Source organism: [Zimmermannella] faecalis ATCC 13722, from assembly GCF_000381765.1.
Classification (GTDB): Bacteria; Actinomycetota; Actinomycetes; order Actinomycetales; family Microbacteriaceae; genus Gulosibacter; species Gulosibacter faecalis.
Map to the genome: position 1 here is coordinate 39,745 of NZ_KB907082.1, position 20,596 is coordinate 60,340.

General features: G+C 67.3%; 18 protein-coding genes. 4 read left to right on the forward strand and 14 right to left on the reverse strand.

The window, feature by feature from the left end; translation table 11 throughout:
• Window positions 1–11: 11 nt before the first annotated feature.
• Complete coding sequence (locus G328_RS0110885; protein ID WP_019619386.1) at window positions 12–647, forward strand: O-methyltransferase; 636 nt, start codon at window positions 12–14, stop codon at window positions 645–647.
• 92 nt (window positions 648–739) lie between these two features.
• Here the strand turns inward: G328_RS0110885 and G328_RS16220 are convergent, their stop codons facing one another.
• Complete coding sequence (locus G328_RS16220; protein ID WP_083919633.1) at window positions 740–910, reverse strand: DUF3117 domain-containing protein; 171 nt, start codon at window positions 908–910, stop codon at window positions 740–742.
• 232 nt (window positions 911–1,142) lie between these two features.
• Between G328_RS16220 and G328_RS0110895 the strand changes: the two genes are divergently transcribed.
• Window positions 1,143–1,736, forward strand: coding sequence for a superoxide dismutase (locus G328_RS0110895; protein WP_019619388.1), 594 nt, complete (start codon window positions 1,143–1,145; stop codon window positions 1,734–1,736).
• A 79-nt stretch (window positions 1,737–1,815) separates the two neighbouring features.
• Here G328_RS0110895 and G328_RS0110900 read toward each other — a convergent pair whose 3' ends face one another.
• From G328_RS0110900 to dapE, 3 genes are all read right to left on the reverse strand, one after another.
• Complete coding sequence (locus G328_RS0110900) at window positions 1,816–3,582, reverse strand: AMP-binding protein (RefSeq protein WP_019619389.1); 1,767 nt, start codon at window positions 3,580–3,582, stop codon at window positions 1,816–1,818.
• 75 nt (window positions 3,583–3,657) lie between these two features.
• Entirely contained in the window at window positions 3,658–4,944 is a 1,287-nt protein-coding gene (locus G328_RS0110905; RefSeq protein WP_019619390.1) for a hypothetical protein, read from the reverse strand.
• Entirely contained in the window at window positions 4,941–6,098 is a 1,158-nt protein-coding gene (gene dapE / locus G328_RS0110910; RefSeq protein WP_019619391.1) for a succinyl-diaminopimelate desuccinylase, read from the reverse strand. The genes G328_RS0110905 and dapE overlap by 4 nt, the downstream gene beginning before the upstream one ends.
• Before the next feature lie 86 nt (window positions 6,099–6,184).
• On the opposite strand from dapE, the gene dapD reads away from it, so the two are divergent.
• Window positions 6,185–7,162 carry a 2,3,4,5-tetrahydropyridine-2,6-dicarboxylate N-succinyltransferase gene (gene dapD / locus G328_RS0110915; protein ID WP_019619392.1) on the forward strand — a complete coding sequence of 326 codons (978 nt, stop codon included), beginning with the start codon at window positions 6,185–6,187 and terminating at the stop codon, window positions 7,160–7,162.
• Window positions 7,163–7,250: 88 nt separating this feature from the next.
• Here dapD and G328_RS15180 read toward each other — a convergent pair whose 3' ends face one another.
• The 6 genes from G328_RS15180 to G328_RS0110945 form a co-directional block, all read right to left on the reverse strand.
• Window positions 7,251–8,576, reverse strand: coding sequence for a citrate synthase (locus G328_RS15180; protein WP_019619393.1), 1,326 nt, complete (start codon window positions 8,574–8,576; stop codon window positions 7,251–7,253).
• A 132-nt stretch (window positions 8,577–8,708) separates the two neighbouring features.
• Window positions 8,709–9,830, reverse strand: a complete 1,122-nt coding sequence (gene dapC / locus G328_RS0110925) for a succinyldiaminopimelate transaminase (RefSeq protein WP_019619394.1) — start codon at window positions 9,828–9,830, stop codon at window positions 8,709–8,711.
• A 2-nt stretch (window positions 9,831–9,832) separates the two neighbouring features.
• Window positions 9,833–10,156: a ferredoxin gene (gene fdxA / locus G328_RS0110930; RefSeq protein WP_019619395.1), complete on the reverse strand. Its 324-nt coding sequence runs from the start codon at window positions 10,154–10,156 to the stop codon at window positions 9,833–9,835.
• A 70-nt stretch (window positions 10,157–10,226) separates the two neighbouring features.
• A complete protein-coding gene (locus G328_RS0110935) occupies window positions 10,227–10,640 on the reverse strand; it encodes a hypothetical protein (RefSeq protein WP_019619396.1) in 414 nt (137 codons plus the stop codon).
• Window positions 10,641–10,644: 4 nt separating this feature from the next.
• On the reverse strand, window positions 10,645–12,561 hold the full coding sequence (gene typA, locus G328_RS0110940) for a translational GTPase TypA (RefSeq protein ID WP_019619397.1): 1,917 nt from the start codon (window positions 12,559–12,561) through the stop codon (window positions 10,645–10,647).
• Window positions 12,562–12,646: 85 nt separating this feature from the next.
• Complete coding sequence (locus tag G328_RS0110945; RefSeq protein WP_019619398.1) at window positions 12,647–13,444, reverse strand: CPBP family intramembrane glutamic endopeptidase; 798 nt, start codon at window positions 13,442–13,444, stop codon at window positions 12,647–12,649.
• A gap of 155 nt (window positions 13,445–13,599) precedes the next feature.
• On the opposite strand from G328_RS0110945, the gene G328_RS15990 reads away from it, so the two are divergent.
• Window positions 13,600–14,538, forward strand: a complete 939-nt coding sequence (locus G328_RS15990) for a hypothetical protein (protein WP_019619399.1) — start codon at window positions 13,600–13,602, stop codon at window positions 14,536–14,538.
• 79 nt (window positions 14,539–14,617) lie between these two features.
• On the opposite strand, the gene G328_RS0110955 is transcribed toward G328_RS15990, so the two are convergent.
• The 4 genes from G328_RS0110955 to G328_RS0110970 are packed head-to-tail and all read right to left on the reverse strand — an operon-like array spanning window position 14,618 to window position 20,498.
• Entirely contained in the window at window positions 14,618–16,342 is a 1,725-nt protein-coding gene (locus tag G328_RS0110955) for an ABC transporter family substrate-binding protein (RefSeq protein ID WP_019619400.1), read from the reverse strand.
• 9 nt (window positions 16,343–16,351) lie between these two features.
• Window positions 16,352–18,478, reverse strand: coding sequence for an ABC transporter ATP-binding protein (locus tag G328_RS0110960; protein WP_019619401.1), 2,127 nt, complete (start codon window positions 18,476–18,478; stop codon window positions 16,352–16,354).
• Window positions 18,479–18,480: 2 nt separating this feature from the next.
• Window positions 18,481–19,476: an ABC transporter permease gene (locus G328_RS0110965; protein WP_235619878.1), complete on the reverse strand. Its 996-nt coding sequence runs from the start codon at window positions 19,474–19,476 to the stop codon at window positions 18,481–18,483.
• A 5-nt stretch (window positions 19,477–19,481) separates the two neighbouring features.
• Entirely contained in the window at window positions 19,482–20,498 is a 1,017-nt protein-coding gene (locus G328_RS0110970; protein WP_019619403.1) for an ABC transporter permease, read from the reverse strand.
• Between the last annotated feature and the right edge of the window lie 98 nt (window positions 20,499–20,596).

Genomic DNA, 20,596 nt, shown 5'->3' on the forward strand with positions numbered 1-20,596 from the left:
AGCCTGGTGCAATGGCCGAATTCGAACTGGCGAGGCGCTATCTCGACGAACAATCTGTCGAGACCAAGGCTCAGCTCGCGGCCCGACGCTACGCGCTCGCCGAGGGATTGCCGGCGCTGTCGCCGACGCTCTCGAGCCACCTCGCGTTTCTCGCCGCGGCGACGAGCGCGTCGCAGATCATGCAGATCGGCACGACCGCGGGCCAGTCAAGCTGCGCGTTCCACCGCGGCGCCCCCGAGGCGACGGTCACGTCAATCGACGACGACGCCGAGCGGCTCGATCAGGAGCGGCGAGCCCTCCTCCAGGCGGGCCACGCCCCCGCGTGGATCCGCAATATCAGCGGCGACCCGCGCATCGTGCTTCCCCGCATGAGCGAGTCGAGCTACGACCTCGTGCTCATCGCGAGCAACCTCGAACACATCGCGGCGCACCTGCAGCACGCGCTGCGCGTCATCCGCCCCGGCGGCAGCATCATCGCCCTCGACGCACTCAACTCTGGCCGTGTCGCCGACCCCGCGCGGCGCGACCCCGTCACCAACTCGCTGCGCGCGCTCATCCGCGAGTTCGAACGGCAGCCCGACCTCGTCTGCTCGGTGCTCCCGCTCGACGGCGGCGTGCTCCAGCTCACCACGCCGGCCCGCCGCTAAGACCCCGCCGCTCGGGCCCCGACGCTACGGCGGAAAACGGGGCGGGGCGCGCATCGCTCGGATACGCGCCCCGCGAGGTTGCCCCAACTGCGCTAGTTCGAGACGGCGCCCGAAAGCGCCGCAGCAAGCTCCTTGGCCTCGTCATCGTTCACCGACACCACGAGTCGTCCGCCACCCTCGAGGGGCACCCGCACGATGATCAGTCGACCCTCACGAACCGCTTCCATGGGTCCGTCGCCAGTACGCGGCTTCATTGCAGCCATGAGTCCTCTGCCTTCCGTAGATGTAAGAACGCTGTCCATTATCTCACTTCCCAGCAATGGCGCGGATGCGGCCGTCATAATCCCCCGCAAAACCATGCGATGGAATGATTTTGCTCGCGTGCGGGTTGCATCAAGTGGCAGGCGATAGTCTCGGTGAGGTCGCGTGAACGGCAAGTGTTTCCGACGGCCCACGTGACAACCGCGTCTCGCGAACTACGAAAGGAATTGCCTCATGGCTGAGTTCACCCTTCCCGATCTTCCTTACGACTACAGCGCGCTGGAGCCGCACATCTCGGGTCGCATCATGGAGCTGCACCACGACAAGCACCACGCGACCTACGTCAAGGGCGCGAACACCGCCCTTGAGCAGCTCGCGGATGCCCGTGACAAGGGCGACTTCGCGAACATCAACAAGCTTGAGAAGGACCTCGCGTTCAACGTCGGTGGCGTGAACAACCACTCGATCTTCTGGACGAACCTCACCCCCGACTACGCCGAGCCGACCGGCTCGATCAAGGAGCTCCTCGACAACGAGTTCGGTGGCCTCGAGAAGTTCCAGGCGCAGTTCACCGCCGCTGCCCTCGGCATCCAGGGCTCCGGCTGGGCCGTGCTCGGCCGTGACGACGCGACCGGCAACGTCTCGACGTTCCAGCTCTACGACCAGCAGGGCAACGTGCCCTTCGGCGTGACGCCGCTGCTCATGCTCGACATGTGGGAGCACGCGTTCTACCTCGACTACGTCAACGTGAAGCCCGACTACGTCAAGGCGTTCTGGAACATCGTCAACTGGGCGAACGTCGCCGAGCGTCTCGACGCCGCGAAGTAACCCGGTAAACAACGCGCGAAGGGCGGGTGGTGCGGCAGTTGCCGCGCCACCCGCCCTTTCTTGCTGCAGGGCTTCCGAATCAGCCCTTGAGCTGCGGGAAGTCGAGGTCGCGGTACTCGCCCTCGATGCGCTCGCCACGCTCCGCGAACTCGCGCTCGCGATTGCGCAGGTCAACGCGGCGGATCTTGCCACTCACCGTCTTCGGCAGCTCGGCAAACTCGACACGGCGCGCACACAGGTACGGCGGCAGGGTCTCGCGAGCATGGCGGAGGATCGCGAGGGCGACCGCGGGCCCGGGCTCGAACCCGCTCGCGAGCTGCACGTAGGCCTTCGTGATGAACTGGCGGGTGTCGTCGGGTGCGCCGACGACGGCCGCCTCGGCGACCGCCTCGTGCGTGATGAGCGCCGACTCGACCTCAAACGGCGACACCTTGAAGTCGCTCGACTTGAAAATGTCGTCAGTGCGGCCGACAAACGTGAGCATCCCGTCGTCGTCGCGCTCGGCGACGTCGCCCGTGTGGAACACGCCGCCAGCTCGGCGCTCGGCCGTCGCCGCGTCGTTGCCCGCGTATCCCGTCATGATCGACACCGGAACCCCGCCCGCGAGGTCGATGCACACCTCGCCCTCGACGCCGACGGCGTCGTTCGGCAGGCGCTCGCCCGTCGCCTGGTCGACGAGCACGATCTCGAGGCCCGGCAGCGCTCGCCCCATCGACCCGGCCTTGACGATGTCGCCGGGCGCGTTCCCCACCGCCGCGGTCATCTCGGTCTGGCCGTAGCCGTCACGAATCTCGAGGCCCCACCAGTCGCGGATGCGGTCGATCACCTCGGGGTTGAGCGGCTCCCCTGCCGAGATCGCCTCGTGCAGCCCGCGAGGCTTCTCGGTGCGGCCGTGCTTGATGAGCATGCGCCACACCGTCGGGGGCGCGCAGAACGTGTTCACGTCGGCGCGGTCGAGGTGTCGCAGCAGCTGTTCGGGGTCGAACCGGGCGTAGTTGTCGACGTAGATGGTCGCCTCGGCGTTCCAGGGCCCGAAGAACGAGCTCCACGCGTGCTTCGCCCAGCCGGGCGAAGAGACAACCATGTGCGTCTCGCCCGGCTGCACGCCGATCCAGAACATCGTGCTGAGGTGCCCGACGGGATACGAGCGGTGGGAGTGGATCACGATCTTCGGCTTCGACGTCGTGCCCGACGTGAAGTATGCGAGCGCGGGCTCGTCGCCGCCCGCACGGCGCGCGATCGGCGCATCCGATGCCGAACCCGCAGCCGCGTAGTCGAGCCGTGGGCGGGCGCCCTCGCCCGGGGCCGCGGCTTCGTTCGCGCCGGGCACCGTGATGACGCCGAAGTCCCCCGCGATGCCATCGAACTTCGCGGCATCGCCCGCGTCGGTGATGACCCACTTCGCGCCGCCGCGCCTCACGCGGTCGTCGAGGTCGTGCGGCGCGAGCACGGTCGCGGTCGGCATCACGACAGCACCGATCTTCAGCACGGCGAGCATCGACTCCCACAGCTCGACCCGGTTCGCGAGCATGAGCAGCACGGCGTCACCTGGCGCGACGCCGAGCTCGAGCAGCCAGTTGCCCACCTGGTTTGAGCGACGGCGCAGCCCGTCGAACGTGTACTTTGCCTCGCGCTCGTCATCTTCGACGATCCACAGCGCGGTGGCGTCGTTGCCCTGCGCGATGACGTCGAACCAGTCGAGCGCCCAGTTGAACTGGTCGCTCACCTCCGGCCAGGTGAATCGCTCGCGCGCCGTCGCGGCGTCGGTGCGGTGCGCAAGCAGAAGGTCGCGCGCGGCTCGAAACAGCGCGGTATCGGGGGTTCCCTCGGGTGAAGTGGAATGCATTGCGTCATTCTAGGTCGCCCAATGCGGAGTGGGCCGATGGCGTTGCGTGGGCCGAGGTGGCGAGTGGGCCGGAGCCTACGGCGGGGTCCAGTCGCGGCCGATGACGAACCACATCCAGTGCAGCCACAGCACCTGCGCGAGGAACGCGCCGAGCGAGACGAGCACGCGGTACAGCGGCGATCGCGGCAGCGCGACGACCGCCGCGGCGGGGAACAGCGGGAAAAGGATGCGGAAGGTCGATGACTGCGGGAAGAACACTGCGAAGATGTAGCTGAAGTAGGCAATGCTCCACAGCCGAATCTCGATACCGAAGCGGCTCAGCGTGCGCGACCCGAGCCACACCGCCATGAGTGCGACGATCGCGAGCACGAGGATCGCCCCCATGATCGGCCCGAACCAGAAGTCGGCGCCGTAGAACCACGAGGTGAACGGCGGCGTGTGTTCGCCTCCCGTGTAGTGGCGCCGCCAGGCAAACTCGGTCTCGAGGTACGCCTCGGGGAATCGGGTGACGACGCCCGCGATGATGAGCCAGGCGAGGCCCATGAGCCCCGAGAAGACCGCGACGCCCCAGAGCTGTTGCTGCTCACGCTTCGGGAACGCCTCGAGCCGCGCCCGATACCGGTTCCAGTAGCGATAGAGGATGTAGAGGAACAGGGTGAACGCCCACGCGAGCCCTGTCGGCCTCGTAAACGAGGCGATGGCGACGAGCGGAATCATCGCGAGCCACCGGCGATCGACGAGCTGCTGCAGCAGCACCGTGAGCATCCAGAAGTGGAGCGCCTCGGCGTAGCCCACCTGGAACAGCGGCGATACCGGGCCGATGCAGAGCAGGAACACCGCGAACATCGAGACGTTCTGGCTCGCGAACCGGCGCAGGAGCGAGAACAGCCCGTACGCGCATCCGAGGCCGGCGACGAGCGACACGAGCACCGTGCAGACCCCGAACGGCAGCGTCGTCACGATCGAGATTCCGCGCACGAGGAACGGATACACGGGCATGAACGCCCACGAGTTCTCGGTGACGAGCCCCTGCTCGTTGATGGGCAGATCGACGGGATACCCCGCCTGCGCAATGTAGCGGTACCAGTCGCCGTCCCAGATATTCGCGAACGTGAAGTAGTCGGGGTTCGCGGGCGTCTGCCAGGTCTCCTCCTGGTTGCCCGCGTAGATGAGCATGACGACGGTCGTCACGATGCGCGAGAACACGTAGATGAGCAGCACCTGCAGCCAGGCGGGCACGCGGCGCCAGGCACCGACCGCGGGCCCAAAGACGGGCTGCCGCGTGAAATCAAAGTCGTCGCGGGTGATGGCCGGCGACGTGTACCGCTCCGGGAGTTTCGGCAGCGCGGCGCGCACGCTCACGCGCTGGCTCCCGCCGGGGTACCGGATGCGCCCGTCAGCCAGGCGCGCAGGCCCGCCTCGACGGCGCGGATCTCGGCAAGCAGCACCCGTTCGTCGTCGGCGTGCGCCTTCTGCGGGTCGCCGGGGCCGTAGTTCACGGCCGGTACGCCGAGCGCGCTAAAGCGCGCGACGTCGGTCCAGCCCATCTTCGGCACGGCGTCGCCGCCGACGCTCGCGAGAAACGCCTGCGCGAGCGGTGCGTCGAGGCCGGGCCGGGCTGCTGGAGAGAGGTCGAGATACTCGAGCTCGAAGCCGTCGAATACCGACTCGAGGTGTGCCCGCGCCTGCGCGAGCGACTTGTCGGGGGCGAACCGGTAGTTCACGTGCACGCGGCACTCGTCGGGAATGACGTTGCCGGCGACCCCGCCGCGAATACCGACCGCGCTGAGGCCTTCACGGAACGTGAGCCCCTCAACCGGTACCTCGGCCGGCGTGTAGTCATCGAACCGACGCAGGATCTCCCCCGCGGCGTGCACGGCGTTCTCGCCGGTCCACCAGCGCGCCGAGTGGGCGCGTCGGCCGCGGGTGATGACCTCGGCACGGATCGAGCCGTTGCAGCCGCCCTCGACGCGGGCGTTCGTCGGCTCCCCGAGAATCGCAAAGTCGGCCTCAAAGAGTTCTGGATGCGCGGCGGCGAGCTTCCCGAGCCCGTTGCGCTCCGCCGACACCTCCTCGTTGTCATACCAGAGCCACGTGACGTCCACGACCGGTTCGGTGAGTTCCGCCGCGAGCTTCAACTGCGCCGCGACGCCGGCCTTCATGTCGACCGTGCCACGCCCCCAGAGGTACTCGCCCGGCTTCGTGCCGGGCGCATCCTCGGCTGCCTGTTCGGGCGAACGTGTCTCGTACCGGGTCGGCAGGTTGTCGTTGATCGGCACCGTGTCGACGTGCCCCGCAATCGCGACACGCTGCCCGCGCCCGAGCTCGGTGCGCGCGGCAAGCGTGTTGCCGAACCTCGTCACCGTGAGGTGCGGGAGCCGCCGCAGTGCCTCCTCGATCGCATCGACGAGGCGAGACTCGTCGCCCGACTCGGAGGGGACGTCGCAGATGGTCTGCGTGAGGTCCACAACGTCTGCGGTGAGGTCGAGCGATCCATCCGACGTGAGAGCGGGCATGCACTCCAGTCTAGGGCTTCGACCACGGGTGAGGTCTGGACGCCTGGCACCTCGCGAGGCTGCGCGTTCTCGGTAGGCTCGTGGGCATGACCGAAACCCCAGCCGCCTCTGCCGACTTCCCCGCCGACGCCACCACCGCATCCACTCGCCGCGCGTGGGGCGACGGACTCGCCACCTTCACCGACGACGGCGTCATGCTCGACTGCTGGTTCCCAGCTCCCCAGCTCGGCACCGTGCCGGAGGGGCGCGACCGGTCGATCGCGCCGCGTGAGCTCGAGGATGCGGCGGGCATCGACGCGCGCCGCGGCGTGCGCCAGACGCCGGTGTTCGTGGAGATCGACCTCGACGCGCCGGTCGCCTCGACTCAGGATGCCTACCTGCGCCTGCACCTGCTCTCGCACCTGCTCGTGCGCCCGAACGAGCTGAGCCTCGACGGGGTGTTTGGGCACCTGCCGACGAACGCCTGGACGGCCGTGGGCCCGACGAGCCCCGAATTCGCGGCGACGCGACGTGCGACCCTGCGCCGCGAGGGCATTCAGGTGTACGCCGTCGACAAGTTCCCCCGACTGCTCGACTACGTGATCCCCGCCGGCGTGCGCATCGGCGACGGCGGTCGCGTGCGGCTCGGCGCCCACCTCGCGCCCGGCACGGTCGTGATGCACGAGGGCTTCGTGAACTTCAACGCCGGAACGCTCGGCGCCTCGATGGTCGAGGGCCGGATCTCGCAGGGCGTCGTCGTCGGCGAGGGCAGCGATATCGGTGGCGGCGCCTCGATCATGGGCACGCTCTCGGGCGGCGGCACGCAGCGCATCACGATCGGCGAGCGCTCGCTGCTCGGCGCGAACTCTGGCGTCGGCATCTCGATCGGCGACGACTGCGTCGTCGAGGCCGGGCTCTACGTCACCGCCGGCACGAAGGTGCGCCTGCCCGATGGCGAGTCGGTCAAGGCGGTCGAACTCTCGGGCGTCGCGAACATCCTCTTCCGTCGCAACTCCCTCTCTGGCGCGGTCGAGGCGGTCACCCGCGACGGCCGCGGCATTGAGCTCAACTCGGCCCTGCACTAACCACTCGCACGGCACGCGCCCGCGAAGGCAAACGGCTCGGCCCCCAGTCAAAACTGGGGGCCGAGCCGATTGCGTTGGTTGTCAGCGCCTAGCGCGTGATGAAGGTACGCCCCTCGGGATACGCGCGCTCGGTCTCGCCCGTGTAGAGCTGCTGCGGGCGACCGATCTTCGACTTCGGGTCGAGGTTTTGCTCGCGCCACTGGGCGATCCAGCCGGGCAGGCGACCGATCGCGAACAGCGGGGTGAACATGCGGGTCGGGAAGCCCATCGCCTTGTAGATGATGCCCGTGTAGAAGTCGACGTTCGGGTAGAGCCGGCGCTCCTGGAAGTAGTCGTCATTGAGCGCGACCTGCTCGAGCTCCATCGCAATCTCGAGCAGCGGGTCTTTGACACCAAGCGCGGCGAGCACCTCGTCGGCCGACTCCTTCACGAGCTTGGCCCGCGGGTCGTAGCTCTTGTAGACGCGGTGGCCGAAGCCCATGAGCCGCACGCCGTCTTCCTTGTTCTTCACGCGCTGGACGAAGCGGTCGACACCCTCGCCCGAGTCGCGGATCTCACCGAGCATCGTGAGCACAGCCTCGTTCGCGCCGCCGTGGAGCGGGCCATACAGGGCCGAGATCCCGGCCGAAATCGAGGCGTAAATGTTCGCCTCGGTCGAGCCGACGAGGCGCACGGTCGACGTCGACGCGTTCTGTTCGTGGTCGGCGTGGAGAATCAGCAGGCGGTCGAGCGCCCGCGAGAGTACCGGGTTTACCTCGTACGGCTCGGCGTAGTTGCCGAAGTTCAGCTTGAGGAAGTTCTCGACGAAGCTCAGTGAGTTGTCGGGGTACATGAACGCCTGGCCGATGGACTTCTTGTGCGCGTAGGCCGCGATGACGGGCAGCTTCGCGAGCAGGCGAATCGTGTTGATCTCGATCGCCTCGGGGTCTTTCACCGAGAGCGAGTCTTCGTAGTACGTCGCGAGGGCCGCGACGGCGCTCGACAGCACCGACATGGGGTGCGCGCTGAACGGCAGCGCGTCGAACAGCATCTTGAGGTCTTCGTGAAGCAGCGTGTGGCGGGTCACCCGGCGCTCGAAGTCGTCGTACTCCGACTCGCTCGGCAGCTCACCGTAGATCAGCAGGTAGGCGACTTCGAGGAACGTTGACCCCTTCGCGAGCTGCTCGATGGGATACCCGCGATATCGGAGGATGCCGTTGTCACCGTCGATGTAGGTGATGTCCGACTGCGTCGACGAGGTGTTCACGAACCCGTAGTCGAGGGCCGTGTACCCGGTCTGCTTCATGAGGGTCGACACGTCGAACGCGCCGCGGCCTTCGCTGGCCGCAAGGATCGGGAATTCGGCAGTGCCACCGGGGTAACTGAGGGTCGCAACATTCTTTGGTGCGTTGGGCTGCGCGTTCTGCTCGCTCACAAAACCTCCTGGATAGGTGGGGCAAGGCTGGCACCTTTTCCGCTGGTGGCGGGCAGCGCCTCAACTAGCCTACTCGGTCGCCAGTTGTGTTCACGGCGTGCACAACAGGTCCCCGCAAGTGATTGACGTTCACTACAACGCGTGCTGACGAAGTCGCCACGCGGCCTCAGAAATCGCGGCGTCGGGGGCCGTGAGCGTGAGCCGAACGTGCCCGCTTCCCGCATCCCCGTAGAACTCTCCCGGGCCCGTGAGGATCGCGAGCTCGGCGAATGCCGCGACGGTCGACCAGCAGTCTTCGCCCCGCGTCACCCAGAGGTACAGCCCCGCCTCGGAGTCGTCGATGCGCAGGCCCGCGTCGCGCACGGCGGGGGCGAGCACCTCGCGACGCGACTCGTACCGTTCGTACTGTTCGCGCGCATCCGCGGTGTCGCCGAGTGCAACCGCAAGGGCGTGCTGCACGGGCGACGGCATCATGAGGCCTGCGTGCTTGCGGCCGACGAGCAGCTTCGCGAGCACCTCCGCGTCGCCCGCAACATAGGCGGCGCGGTACCCGGCAAGGTTCGAGCGCTTCGACAGCGACGAGCACGCGAGCACGCCCGTGTGGTCGTCGCCCACCACGTCGGGGTCGAGAATCGACGGGATGCGCCGATCGGCCCAGGCATCCCACCCGAGCTCGGCGTAACACTCGTCGTTGATGATGATGGCCCCGAGCTCACGCGCCCGCGCGACGGCTCGACGGAGGAAGTCCGCGTCGAGGACGCGCCCCGTGGGGTTGCCCGGCGAGTTCAGCCAGACCAGCTTCGTGTGCGCGGGCCAGTCGTCGGGGTCGTCGGCCCGCACGAGCTCCGCGCCCGCGAACACGGCGCCCATCTCGTAGGTGGGGTACGCGACCTCGGGCTGCACGATCGCGTCACCGGCGCCGATACCGAGGAAGAACGCGGCCGAGGCCACGAATTCCTTCGACCCGACCGTGAGCAGCACATCGTCGCGGGTGAGCCCCGGAACACCGCGGTCGCGCGCGAACCACTCGGCCACCGCATCCCGTGCCTCGGCCGTACCGGCAGTGGTCGGATACCCGTGCGCGTCGGTCGCCTCGACGAGCGCGTCGCGAATGCGCTGCGGCGTCGGGTCGACGGGCGAGCCCACCGTGAGGTCAACGACGTCGACCCCGAGCTCGGCCGCGCGTTCGGCGGCACGGGTACGGATAGGGTCGAGGCGATCCCACGGATACGCCGGCAGCGCCTGCAGCCCCACGCCTACTCCTCGCCCTGCGGCGGGAGCGCCGCGATCATCGGCACGTCGAAGCTCTGCGGGCCGAGCTTCGCGGCGCCGCCGGGCGACCCGAGCTCCTCAAAGAAATCGACATTCGCCTGGTAGTAGTCGGCCCATTCCTCCGGCAGGTCATCCTCGTAGTAAATGGCCTCGACGGGGCACACCGGCTCGCACGCGCCGCAGTCGACGCATTCGTCGGGGTGGATGTACAGCGACCGTTCACCCTCGTAGATGCAGTCAACCGGGCATTCATCAACGCACGCGCGGTCTTTGACATCGACACAGGGCAGGGCGATCACGTAGGTCACGACGCTCAGGGGCTCCTCGGGGGTCGGGGGGGGACGGATGCGCGTGCGACGACGCGCGTCACCTCCGAGTTTATCCCGCCGAGGCGTCGCGCTGGCGCTTCGCGCCGCGCAGGTCGGGCCAGATCACGGGGCCGAACGCTGCGATCGCGCTGCCGAACGTCCACAGCTCACCGACGCCGAAGCCCGACGAGCTCGCGGGCACGAGCACCGAGTGCTCAGCGCCCGACAGGCTGAGGACGAATACCGCGACCACAACGCCGATCGCGAAGGCGAGCGTCCAGGTGCGCTCGCCGAGGTACGCCCGCAGGCCGACGCCCACGAACAGCACCGCGACGAGCGCGCCGACGAGGCCGAGCCAGAGGTCGACGCCGCCGACCTCGACACGGGCGCGGTGCGCGACCGTGCCGATCGCCCCCGCAAGCACCCCGAAGACGAGGTATGCGGCGAACGATCCGACCCGCTCGAGCACCTGCCGTGCGCGCATCCGTCTACGCCTCGCCCCGCTTCGCCCGCGATGCCGCGCGAGCGCGCGTCGTCGCGTCGAGGTTGATCTTGCGAATGCGCACCTTCTCGGGCGTCACCTCGACACACTCGTCTTCGCGAGCGAACTCGAGCGACTCCTCGAGTGTGAGCTGGCGCGACGGCGTGAGCTTCTCAAGCTCGTCGGCGGTCGACGAGCGCATGTTCGTGAGCTTCTTTTCCTTCGTGATGTTCACGTCCATGTCGTCGGCGCGCGAGTTCTCGCCCACGACCATGCCCTCGTACACCTCGTCGGTCGGCTCCACAAAGAACGACATGCGCTCCTGCAGCGCCATCATCGCGAACGGCGTCGCAACACCGGCGCGGTCGGCAACGATCGAGCCGTTCGTACGGGTCGTGATCGTGCCGGCCCAGGGCTCGTACTCGCCGGCGATCGAGTTGACGATGCCGGTGCCGCGAGTGATCGTCATGAACTCGCTGCGGAAACCGATGAGGCCGCGAGCGGGCACCGTGAACTCCATGCGGATCCAGCCCGAACCGTGGTTCTCCATCGAGTCCATGCGGCCCTTGCGCGCCGCCATGAGCTGCGTGATCGCGCCGAGGTGCTCCTCGGGCACGTCGATCGTCGCGTGCTCGAACGGCTCGTAGGTCTTCCCATCGATCTGGCGCGTCACGACCTGCGGCTTGCCCGCCGTCAGCTCGAAGCCCTCGCGGCGCATGTTCTCGATGAGAATCGCGAGCTGCAGCTCGCCGCGGCCCTGCACCTCCCACGCGTCGGGCCGGCCGATGTCCTGCACGCGAATCGAGACGTTACCGATGAGCTCGCGGTCGAGGCGATCCTTCACCATGCGCGCCGTGAGCTTGTGGCCCTTGACCTTGCCGACAAGCGGCGAGTTGTTCGTGCCGATCGTCATCGAGATCGCGGGCTCGTCGATCGAGATCTGCGGGAGCGGGCGCACGTCGTTGAGGTCGGCGATGGTGTCGCCGATCGTGATGTCTTCGATGCCCGCGATGGCGACGATGTCGCCCGGGCCCGCCGACTCGGCCGGCACTCGGTCGAGGCCCTTCGTCTCGAGCAGCTCGGTGACGCGCACGTTGCGGGTCTCGCCCTCGTGCACCCACGCGACGGTCTCGCCCTTGCGGAGCGTGCCGTTGTGGATGCGCAGCAGGGCGAGGCGGCCGAGGAACGGCGACGAGTCGAGGTTCGTCACGTGCGCCTGCAGCGGGGCGCCCTCTTCGTAGGTCGGGGCCGGGATGTTCTCGAGAATCGCCTTGAACAGCGGCTCGAGGTTGTCGTTGTCGGGCAGCTCGCCGTTCGCCGGCTGCGTGAACGACGCGGCGCCGGCGCGGCCCGAGGCGTAGAGCACGGGCAGCTCGAGCAGCGAGTCGATGTCGAGGTCGGGCACCGCGTCGGCGAGGTCGCTCGCGAGGCCGAGCAGGAGGTCCTGCGACTCCCCCACGACGTCGTCGATGCGCGCATCCGGCCGGTCGGTCTTGTTCACGAGGAGGATCACGGGCAGCGTCGCCTCGAGTGCCTTGCGGAGCACGAAGCGGGTCTGCGGCAGCGGGCCCTCCGAGGCGTCGACGAGCAGCACAACGCCGTCGACCATCGAGAGCGCGCGCTCGACCTCGCCGCCGAAGTCGGCGTGGCCCGGGGTGTCGACGACGTTGATCGTCACGGGACCCTCGGGCGCGTGCTCGCCGTCGTAGCGAATCGCGGTGTTCTTCGCGAGAATCGTGATGCCCTTCTCGCGCTCGAGGTCGTTCGAGTCCATCACCCGGTCTTCGCCCTCGTGGGCGGAGTGCGCACCGAAGGTTCCGGTCTGCTTGAGCATTGCATCAACAAGCGTGGTCTTGCCGTGGTCAACGTGGGCCACGATGGCGACGTTACGGAGATCCTGTCGGCGGGCGAGGGGTGAAGTCATACGCGAAAGCTTTCGTTCTTGCAAGAGGCGGACGCTTCAGTCTACGCGTACCGGGAAACGGCGGCTGCGCGGCGTCGTGTGATCTCTAGAAAATGTCGGGAAACAGGGCCAGCGCGAGTGGATACCCGAGAAACGACGCCGCGTCGAGCAGAAAGTGGGCGATGACAAGCGGGAGCACACGGCTACGCCTCGGTTCAGTGCTCGGCTGCCCGGGCTGCGGCTTCGGACGCAGGAGCCAGAGGAACGCCGAGGCGAACACGATGCCCATGACGACGTTACCGAGCGCCATCGGCACGCCCTGATAGAGGTGGTACGAGCCGCGCAGGAGGGCGCTCGCCGCGACGATCGCCACCGGGTGCCACCCGAGCGCGCGCAGGCGCAGCGCGAGGTAGGCGACGACGATGACCTCTTCGACGAGCGCCGCGCGCACGGCCGCGAGGAGCAGCGCGATGACGGTGTCCCATTGGAACGTTGGGTCGCCCGCGACCACTTGCACCGTGAGGCCGAGCAGGCGCGAGACAGCGTAGAGCGCGAGTCCGGGCACGCCGATCGCGGCGGCGAGCAGTGCGCCGCGGCCGAGGTCGCCCGCGCTGCGCCAGCGCAGCCCAAGCCGCGCGAAGCCGGTCTCGCGCCGGCTCCAGAGCAGCCAGATGACGAGCGCGACGGGCGCGATACCGGCAAAGAACCGCACGACCCGCGTCAGCGTATCCAGCAGCGCGGTGTCAGAGACCACCGGGTTGAGCTGCGTTTGCGCGTCGGAGATCGGCGCCGGCGCGAGGGCGAGTTCGACGAGGTCGAGCACCGCGTAGAGCGCCGACGGCAGTAGCGAGAGTGAGAGCACGATCGCGATCTCCCACCACACGCGCTGTCGCGTACCCCGCATATCCACCTCGCCACCCTACTTCTCCCGCACTCACCCCCAGTTGAGAGGTCGATTGTTGCTGTTCTGAAGCTTCAGAACAGCAACAATCGACCACCGAACTGCGGGGGTGTGGATTGGCGGGGTGGGGTTTTCGGCGACGGGGATACGGTGCGCGCATGAAGCTGCCAAAACCACTCCCGCTCGGGCTGCCGGAGCACGGCTTCACGGTCGCCGCCGCGACGAGCATCGGCGTCACGCCAGCCCAGCTGCGCCATCCGCGGCTCGCCCGGCCGTTTCACGGCATGCGTGCGACCGAGCTGCCGGGCGACCTGCTCGCGAAGTGCCACAGCTATGCACCAAACGTGCGCGCGAACGAGGCATTTTCGGGGCTCACGGCGGCGGTCATCTGGGGGCTCCCGACGCCCTCGCGCTGGGTCGCAGCTCGCCACGTGCCCGAGCTCGTCGTGCCGAAGTCGGCAGCACGGGCGCGCAGCGACGGGCTGAAGCCCAGGCGCATCCTCGACTCACGCTTCGAGCGCGTGCTGCACCTCGGCCTGCCGGTCGTGCCGCCGCTGCTCGAGTTCCTCACGTCGTGCCGTGATCTCGGCCCGATCGAGGCGACGATGATGGCCGACGCGCTGCTCGCCGAGGCGAGCCACTACCCCGGGCTCACGATTGACGATCGCCCGCTCGTCACCGAAGACGAGCTGTACGCCGCGCTCAAGACGTGGCGACGCACGCCGGGCATGTCCGTGTTGCGGCAGGCGGTCGAGCGGATGCGCGCCGGCGTCGAATCGCCGATGGAGACGCGGCTGCGGTGCAAGCTCGCCGACGCGGGGTTCGATTGCCTCGAGATTCAGCCCGAGATCACCCTGCCCGACGGCACGAGGTTCCGGGCCGACCTTGGGCACCGCGAATCGGGCACGTACCTCGACTACGAGGGCGAGCATCACTGGGCCGATGACACCACGATTCGCGCCGACCTCACGCGAACGCGGCTGCTGCAGTCGCTCGGCCTGCGCCACATTCGCCTCACGAAGGACGATTTCGAGCCCGCCCCGTGGGGTTCCCTCGTCGCGGAGCTCGCCCGCCGCCTCCCCCGCACCAACAGTTGAGTGGTCGAATGTTGCTGTTCTGAAGCTTCAGAACAGCAACATTCGACCACTCAACGGGAGGGGGGTGGAGGGGTGGGGACTAGCCGAGCTTGTCCGAGCCCTCCACGTAGCCGACCATCGTCCAGTCGGTAACCGACTCGAAGCCGGGCGCACCGTAGTTCGCCAGGTCGGGGTTCGTGACGATGAAGTCGTACGCCTGGAACAGCGGCAGGTTACCGGCAACCTCCCAGACCATCTTGTCGGCCTCGTTCTGCAGGGTCACCTGCTGGTCGGCGTCGGTGGTCGCGTTGAGCTCGTTGAGCACCTCGTCGAGCTCGGGGGTACCGACCTGCGAGAAGTTCTGCTCCCCGTCCGAACGCCAGATCGAAACGCTCGAGGTCGGGAACGGGTTGCCCGCCCAGCCGAACAGCGTCACGTCGTAGTCACCGGGAATGACGTACTTCGAGAAGAGGTCGGTCGGCGGCACCTGCTCGATCTTCAGCTCCATACCGGCAGCCTTGAGGTTCTCGGTCGCGATCGGCGCAACGGTGCCGTTCGTCTGCGAGCCCGCGTTGTAGACGTAGCGGATGGTCAGGCGCTCGCCGTCCTTCGCGTAGTAGCCGTCGTCGCCCATCGTCCAACCGGACTCCTCGATGAGCTCCTTCGCCTTCTCGACGTCGGCGGTGCCGTAGTCGCCAGCGTTGTCCTCGTAGCCGTTCTGGTTCTGCACGAGGAGGTGGTTGCCGAGCAGTTCGTCAGCCATGCCGTCGGGGTACGGCATCGTGCCGTTGAGCGCCTGGAAGATGCTCTTGCGGTCGATCGCGTACATGAACGCCTGACGCAGGTTCTGGTCGGCGAGAATCTGGCCCTCGCCACCGTTCAGCGTGAAGTGGGTCCAGTCGGGGCCGGCGGCCGAGCGGAGGTCGGCTTCGCCCGACTCCACCTGCGGCGCGACGACGGTGTAGACCGCCTGCACGCCCGCGTCGATCACGTCGAGCTGGCCATCCTGGAACGCGGTCGCGCTCGCCTGCGGGTCTTCGTACGTGGTCCACGAGATGCGGTCGAGGCGAGCCTGACGGTCGCCGTTCCAGTTCTCGTCGGGCACCATCGTGACGACCTTGTTCGCGAGGTCGGCCTTCTCGATCTTGTAGGGGCCCGCGGTCACGAGGGGCTCTTCGATCCAGCCCTCGTTGAACATTTCGGCCGACTCGACGAGCGCGTCGGGCATGACCTGCGCGAGGCCCTGCCAGTCGGCGTAGATCTCGCCTTCCTTGAGGGTGATGATCGCGGTCTGCTCATTGTCGCCCTGCTCGACGGTGTCGACGAGGTTGAAGCCCTCGCGCGAGGCGACGTTGAAGTCGGGGTTGACCATGGCCTCGACGCCGTTCTTCACCGACGTCCAGTCGATCGGCGTGCCGTCCGACCAGGTCAGGCCCTCCTTGAGCACGACCTCGACCGTCATCGGCGACTCATTCGTGAGCTCGAGGCTCTCGGTGTAGAGGTCGTTCGCGATGATCTGGCCGTCGGCAGTGTACGTGTACAGCGACGGGTAGATGGCCTCCATGATGTTCGTGGTGTTCACCTCGTTCCCGTCGCTGTGGAACGTGTTGAAGTTTGCCGGATAGGCGTTGATGCCAAGGCGGAGGGTTCCGCCCTCGCCGACCGCGTCATAGTCCTGTGCGTTGATGTCGTTCTGTCCGATTTCGATGTGTTCGCCACCGGAACCGGAAGTGTTGCTGGGGTCTTCGTCAGCACGCGAGCAGCCGGTCAGTACAAGACTGAACGCCGCAATCGCCGCAATGCCTCCGAGAATCCGCTTCTTCATGGTGCCTCCTTATGAGAGCGCGGTCGGAATTTCTGTAGGGGTAGGTTCGTACTCTGCGGTCAGCTCGGGGTAGTAGCACGCGACCGCGTGGTCGCGCTCCCCTCGAGCCTCGAGCGGAGGCATGCTGCTATCGCACTGTTCACGCTGCGCATCACTAAGCAGGTGCTGGTACACGTAGCAACGGCTGACGAACCGACAGCCGGTCGGTGTGTCAGCGGGCGACGGCAGGTCGCCGCTGAGCACGATTCGTTCCCGTTCCCGCTCCACCTTGGGGTCGGGAATCGGAATCGCTGAGAGCAGGGCGCGGGTGTACGGATGCGACACCTCACCCGCGAAGACTTGCTCGGTTTCGCCGAGCTCGACGATCGTGCCGAGGTACATGACGGCGATGCGATCGGAGATGTGCTGCACGACCGAGAGGTCGTGCGACACGAAGAAGTAGCTGAGCCCGAGTCGGTTCTTCAGGTCGTCGAGCAGGTTGATCACACCGGCCTGAATCGACACGTCGAGCGCCGAGACGGGCTCGTCGAGCACGATGAGCCGGGGGTCACAGGCGAGCGCGCGGGCGATACCGACGCGCTGGCGCTGCCCGCCCGAGAACTCGGTGGGGTACCGCGACGCCTGCTCGGGCAGAAGCCCGACCGTCTTCAGCAGCCAGTCGACGCGATCATCCATCTGCTGCCGAGTGAACTTGTGCACCTCCATGGGCTCGCGGAGGATGTCGCCGATCGGCATGCGCGGGTCGAGCGACGCCATCGGGTCTTGGAACACCATCGCCATCTGGGCGCGCAGCTCGAGCTTCTCGCGGCGGCTGAGCGTGCCGACGTCGCGACCATCGATGCGGATGCTCCCGGCCTGCGGCTTAAGGAGCTTCATGATTTCCATGATCGTCGTGGTCTTGCCAGAGCCCGATTCGCCGACGAGCGCGAGCGTCTCGCCCTCACGAAGGTCGAGCGTGACGCCGTCTACGGCACGCACTTCGCCGACCTTGCGGCGCACGAGGGCGCCCTTCGTGAGCGGATACACGCGCTCGACGTTGTCGAGTTCGAGCACGACGTCGCGCTCCTCGCGCGGGGTGCGGATCTTCGACTCGGCGATCTCGGGCCGCGGGAAGATTTCCTCCCCCGCGACGAGCTCGTTGCTGTGGTGGCAGGCCGCGAGGTTGCCCTCGACGTTCGTCGGCTCGAGGTCGGGCTCAACCGTGTGGCAAAGGTCGGTCGCGATCGGGCACCGGGCCGCGAACGGGCACCCCTGGGGCAGGCGCACGAGCGATGGCGGGGTGCCCTCGATCGGGGTGAGCGGGCCCTGGTTGATGTTGTCGATGCGGGGCACCGACGCGAGCAGTCCCTTCGTGTACGGCATGCGCGGGTCGGCGTAGATCGAGTCGACGTCGCCGAACTCGACCGCCTTGCCCGCGTACATCACCATGATGCGGTCGGCGAATCCACTCACGACGCCGAGGTCGTGCGTGATGAGCACGGTCGCGGCCCCGGTCGCCTCTTGCGCGGTCTCGAGGAGGTCCATCACCTGTGCCTGGATCGTCACGTCGAGGGCCGTGGTCGGCTCGTCGGCGATGATCAGCTCGGGGTCGTTCGCGATCGCCATCGCGATCATCGCGCGCTGGCGCATGCCGCCCGAGAACTCGTGCGGGTACGACTTCGCGCGCAGCTTCGCGTTCGGGATCCCCACGGCGTCGAGCAGCTCGACCGCCCGCTTGTCGGCAGCCTCGCGCGATACTCCCTTGTGAATCATCACCGTCTCGGCGATCTGATCGCCGATGCGGTAGACCGGGGTGAGCGCCGAGAGCGGGTCTTGGAACACCATCGAGACGGTCTTGCCACGCAGCTTCGACAGCTCGACGTCGCTCTTCGTGAGGAGTTCTTCGCCCTTGAGCCGAATCGACCCCGACACCTTGGCGGAGCCCGGCAGCAGGCCCATGACCGCGAGGGACGAGACGGACTTGCCGGAGCCCGATTCGCCGACGATCGCGAGCGATTCGCCGCGGCGCACCGAGTAGCTGAGGTTGCGTACCGCCTGCACGGTGCCGGCCTCGCTCGGGAACGAAACCGACAGGTCGGCGACTTCAAGCACCGTGTCGGTGGCCGTCGTGGATTGCAGAGTTTGAGTCGTTGTCATGATTAGTGGCCCCGTCCGCTCGTCGGGTCAAGCGCATCCCGCAGTGACTCGCCGACCATGTTGATCGAGACGACGAGCAGTGCGAGCACGATCGCAGCTGGCACCCACGTGTGCGGGAACGCGATGTTGTAGCCCTGCAGCACGGAGCCGAGGGAGAAGTTCGGGTAAAGGATGCCGAAGCCCAGGAACGAGAGGCCGGTTTCGGCAAGGATCGCGCCGCCGACCCCGAGCGTGGTGTCGATGATCATCCACGACGAGATGTTGGGGATGATGTGGCGCATGATGATCTTGCGGTTCGGCACGCCCATGAACTTCGCGGCCTGCACGTACTCCATGTTCACGAGCCCCTGCGTGAGGGCTCGGAGCACACGGGCCGTGAGCATCCACGAGAAAATCGCGAGCAGCGGCACCATGAGAATCCAGTGCGCGCCCTGCAGGATGGGGCTGAGCAGCAGCATCATGAGCAGCGAGGGCACGACGAGCAGGAAGTTGATGAGGTTGACGACGCCCCAGTCGAGCGCGCCGCCGAAATAGCCCGCAAGCGTGCCGAAGAAGGCGGCGAGCACCGTCACGACGATTGCCGTGCCGAAGCCGACGACGAGCGAGATGCGCAGGCCGACCATGATCTGCGCGAAGAGGTCTTGCCCCTGCGCGTTCGTGCCGAGCCAGTGGTACTGACTCGGGCCCTTGAGCTGGTTCGCGTAGTCGTACTCGATCGGCGTGTACTGGTACACCATCGGCATGAAGATCGCCGCGAGCACCAGGAGCACCAGCACGCTGCCGCCGATCCAGAACGACGGCATGCGGCGCATGCGGCGCCACACGAGGGTGCTGCGGCCGACCGCGGTGCGGCGGGTCATCGGCTCGGTGAGAGCGCCGACCTCGGTGTCGGACTGGCCGAGGTTGATGACGTCGGTCTCGGAGTCGGTCGCGGTGACGTTCGGCACCGAGACGCCGGTCTGCGAGGGTCCGGAGCTGTTGCGCTTGCTACGTGCCATGTTGATCACCGGATCCTCGGGTCGAGTACGGCCTGGATGAAGTCGGCCAGCGTCGCCGCGAGCAGCGTGAGGATAGCGCTGTAGAGCACCACCGCGGCCGTGCCGTTGATGTCGGCGATCTGCATCTCGACGAGGGCCCAGTTGCCGATGCCCTGCCAGTTGAACAGGCGCTCGACGAAGAACGAACCGGTGAAGGCGCCCGCGAACGCGTAGGCGAAGTACTGCCCCATCGGGATCAGCGCCATGCGGAAGCCGTGGCGCCGCATCGCCTTGCCCTTCGTGAGACCCTTCGCGCGAGCGGTTCGGAGGTAGTCGGCGCCGAGCACGTCGAGTGTCGTCACCTTCATGTACCGCGAGTAGCTCGCGATACCCATGAGCGCGAGCGCGAGGGTCGGCAGCACGAGCGCCTTGAGCTGGAACGAGATGTCGTCCCAGCTGCCGGGCACCGCGTTCGGGTCGATCGCGTTCACCGAGGGGAACCCGAACCCGGTCACGCCGCGCATCGCCATGTTCGCGCCCTGGAAGCAGAGGATGATCACGGGAGTCGGCAGCGCGAGCACGACGAAGCTGAGGAGCGACACCGTGCGGTCAGTGAAGGTGCCGCGCTTGACCGCCGACCAGGCCCCGAGGGCGACGCCGGCGACGACGCCGAGGAGGGTGCCGAGCACGATGAGACGCAACGAGATGCCGACGCGGCTCACGATCTCGGGCATGACGAGCAGTGCCTTCTTGTCGGTGCCCGTCGTGACGCCGAACTTCTCATCCCACGGCTTCGTGAAGATGTCGGTCAGCCACGTGAGGTACCGCTGCCACACCGAGACATCGGGGTTGATGTTGCGGACATCGAAGTAGGCCTGTTGCACCTCGTGCGGCACCGGTTTGCCGCCGACCAGGTTGGGTGGGTACATCACTTCCTGCGGGTGCAGGAGCGACGAGGCCAAGATGTACGCAAGCGAGGTCGCGATGAACGCGAGGATTGCGTAATTGAGGAATCGTCGAACGATGAATTTCGTGAGCGCCATTGCGTACCGGTTTCGGGGTTGAATCGTGCGCCGCCGTCGTGCAGCGACTTCACATTGAAAGCTGAGTCGATTCCCACCTGGTGTAGAGGAAACTCTCA

Excerpts from the sequence above, each read along its gene's own strand:
- G328_RS0110885 (WP_019619386.1), top strand. The coding sequence starts at position 12 with ATGGCCGAATTCGAACTGGCGAGGCGCTATCTCGACGAACAATCTGTC.
- G328_RS16220 (WP_083919633.1), bottom strand. The coding sequence starts at position 910 with ATGGCTGCAATGAAGCCGCGTACTGGCGACGGACCCATGGAAGCGGTT.
- G328_RS0110895 (WP_019619388.1), top strand. The coding sequence starts at position 1,143 with ATGGCTGAGTTCACCCTTCCCGATCTTCCTTACGACTACAGCGCGCTG.
- G328_RS0110900 (WP_019619389.1), bottom strand. The coding sequence starts at position 3,582 with ATGCATTCCACTTCACCCGAGGGAACCCCCGATACCGCGCTGTTTCGA.
- dapE (WP_019619391.1), bottom strand. The coding sequence starts at position 6,098 with ATGCCCGCTCTCACGTCGGATGGATCGCTCGACCTCACCGCAGACGTT.
- dapD (WP_019619392.1), top strand. The coding sequence starts at position 6,185 with ATGACCGAAACCCCAGCCGCCTCTGCCGACTTCCCCGCCGACGCCACC.
- G328_RS0110935 (WP_019619396.1), bottom strand. The coding sequence starts at position 10,640 with ATGCGCGCACGGCAGGTGCTCGAGCGGGTCGGATCGTTCGCCGCATAC.
- typA (WP_019619397.1), bottom strand. The coding sequence starts at position 12,561 with ATGACTTCACCCCTCGCCCGCCGACAGGATCTCCGTAACGTCGCCATC.
- G328_RS0110945 (WP_019619398.1), bottom strand. The coding sequence starts at position 13,444 with ATGCGGGGTACGCGACAGCGCGTGTGGTGGGAGATCGCGATCGTGCTC.
- G328_RS15990 (WP_019619399.1), top strand. The coding sequence starts at position 13,600 with ATGAAGCTGCCAAAACCACTCCCGCTCGGGCTGCCGGAGCACGGCTTC.
- G328_RS0110955 (WP_019619400.1), bottom strand. The coding sequence starts at position 16,342 with ATGAAGAAGCGGATTCTCGGAGGCATTGCGGCGATTGCGGCGTTCAGT.
- G328_RS0110960 (WP_019619401.1), bottom strand. The coding sequence starts at position 18,478 with ATGACAACGACTCAAACTCTGCAATCCACGACGGCCACCGACACGGTG.
- G328_RS0110965 (WP_235619878.1), bottom strand. The coding sequence starts at position 19,476 with ATGGCACGTAGCAAGCGCAACAGCTCCGGACCCTCGCAGACCGGCGTC.
- G328_RS0110970 (WP_019619403.1), bottom strand. The coding sequence starts at position 20,498 with ATGGCGCTCACGAAATTCATCGTTCGACGATTCCTCAATTACGCAATC.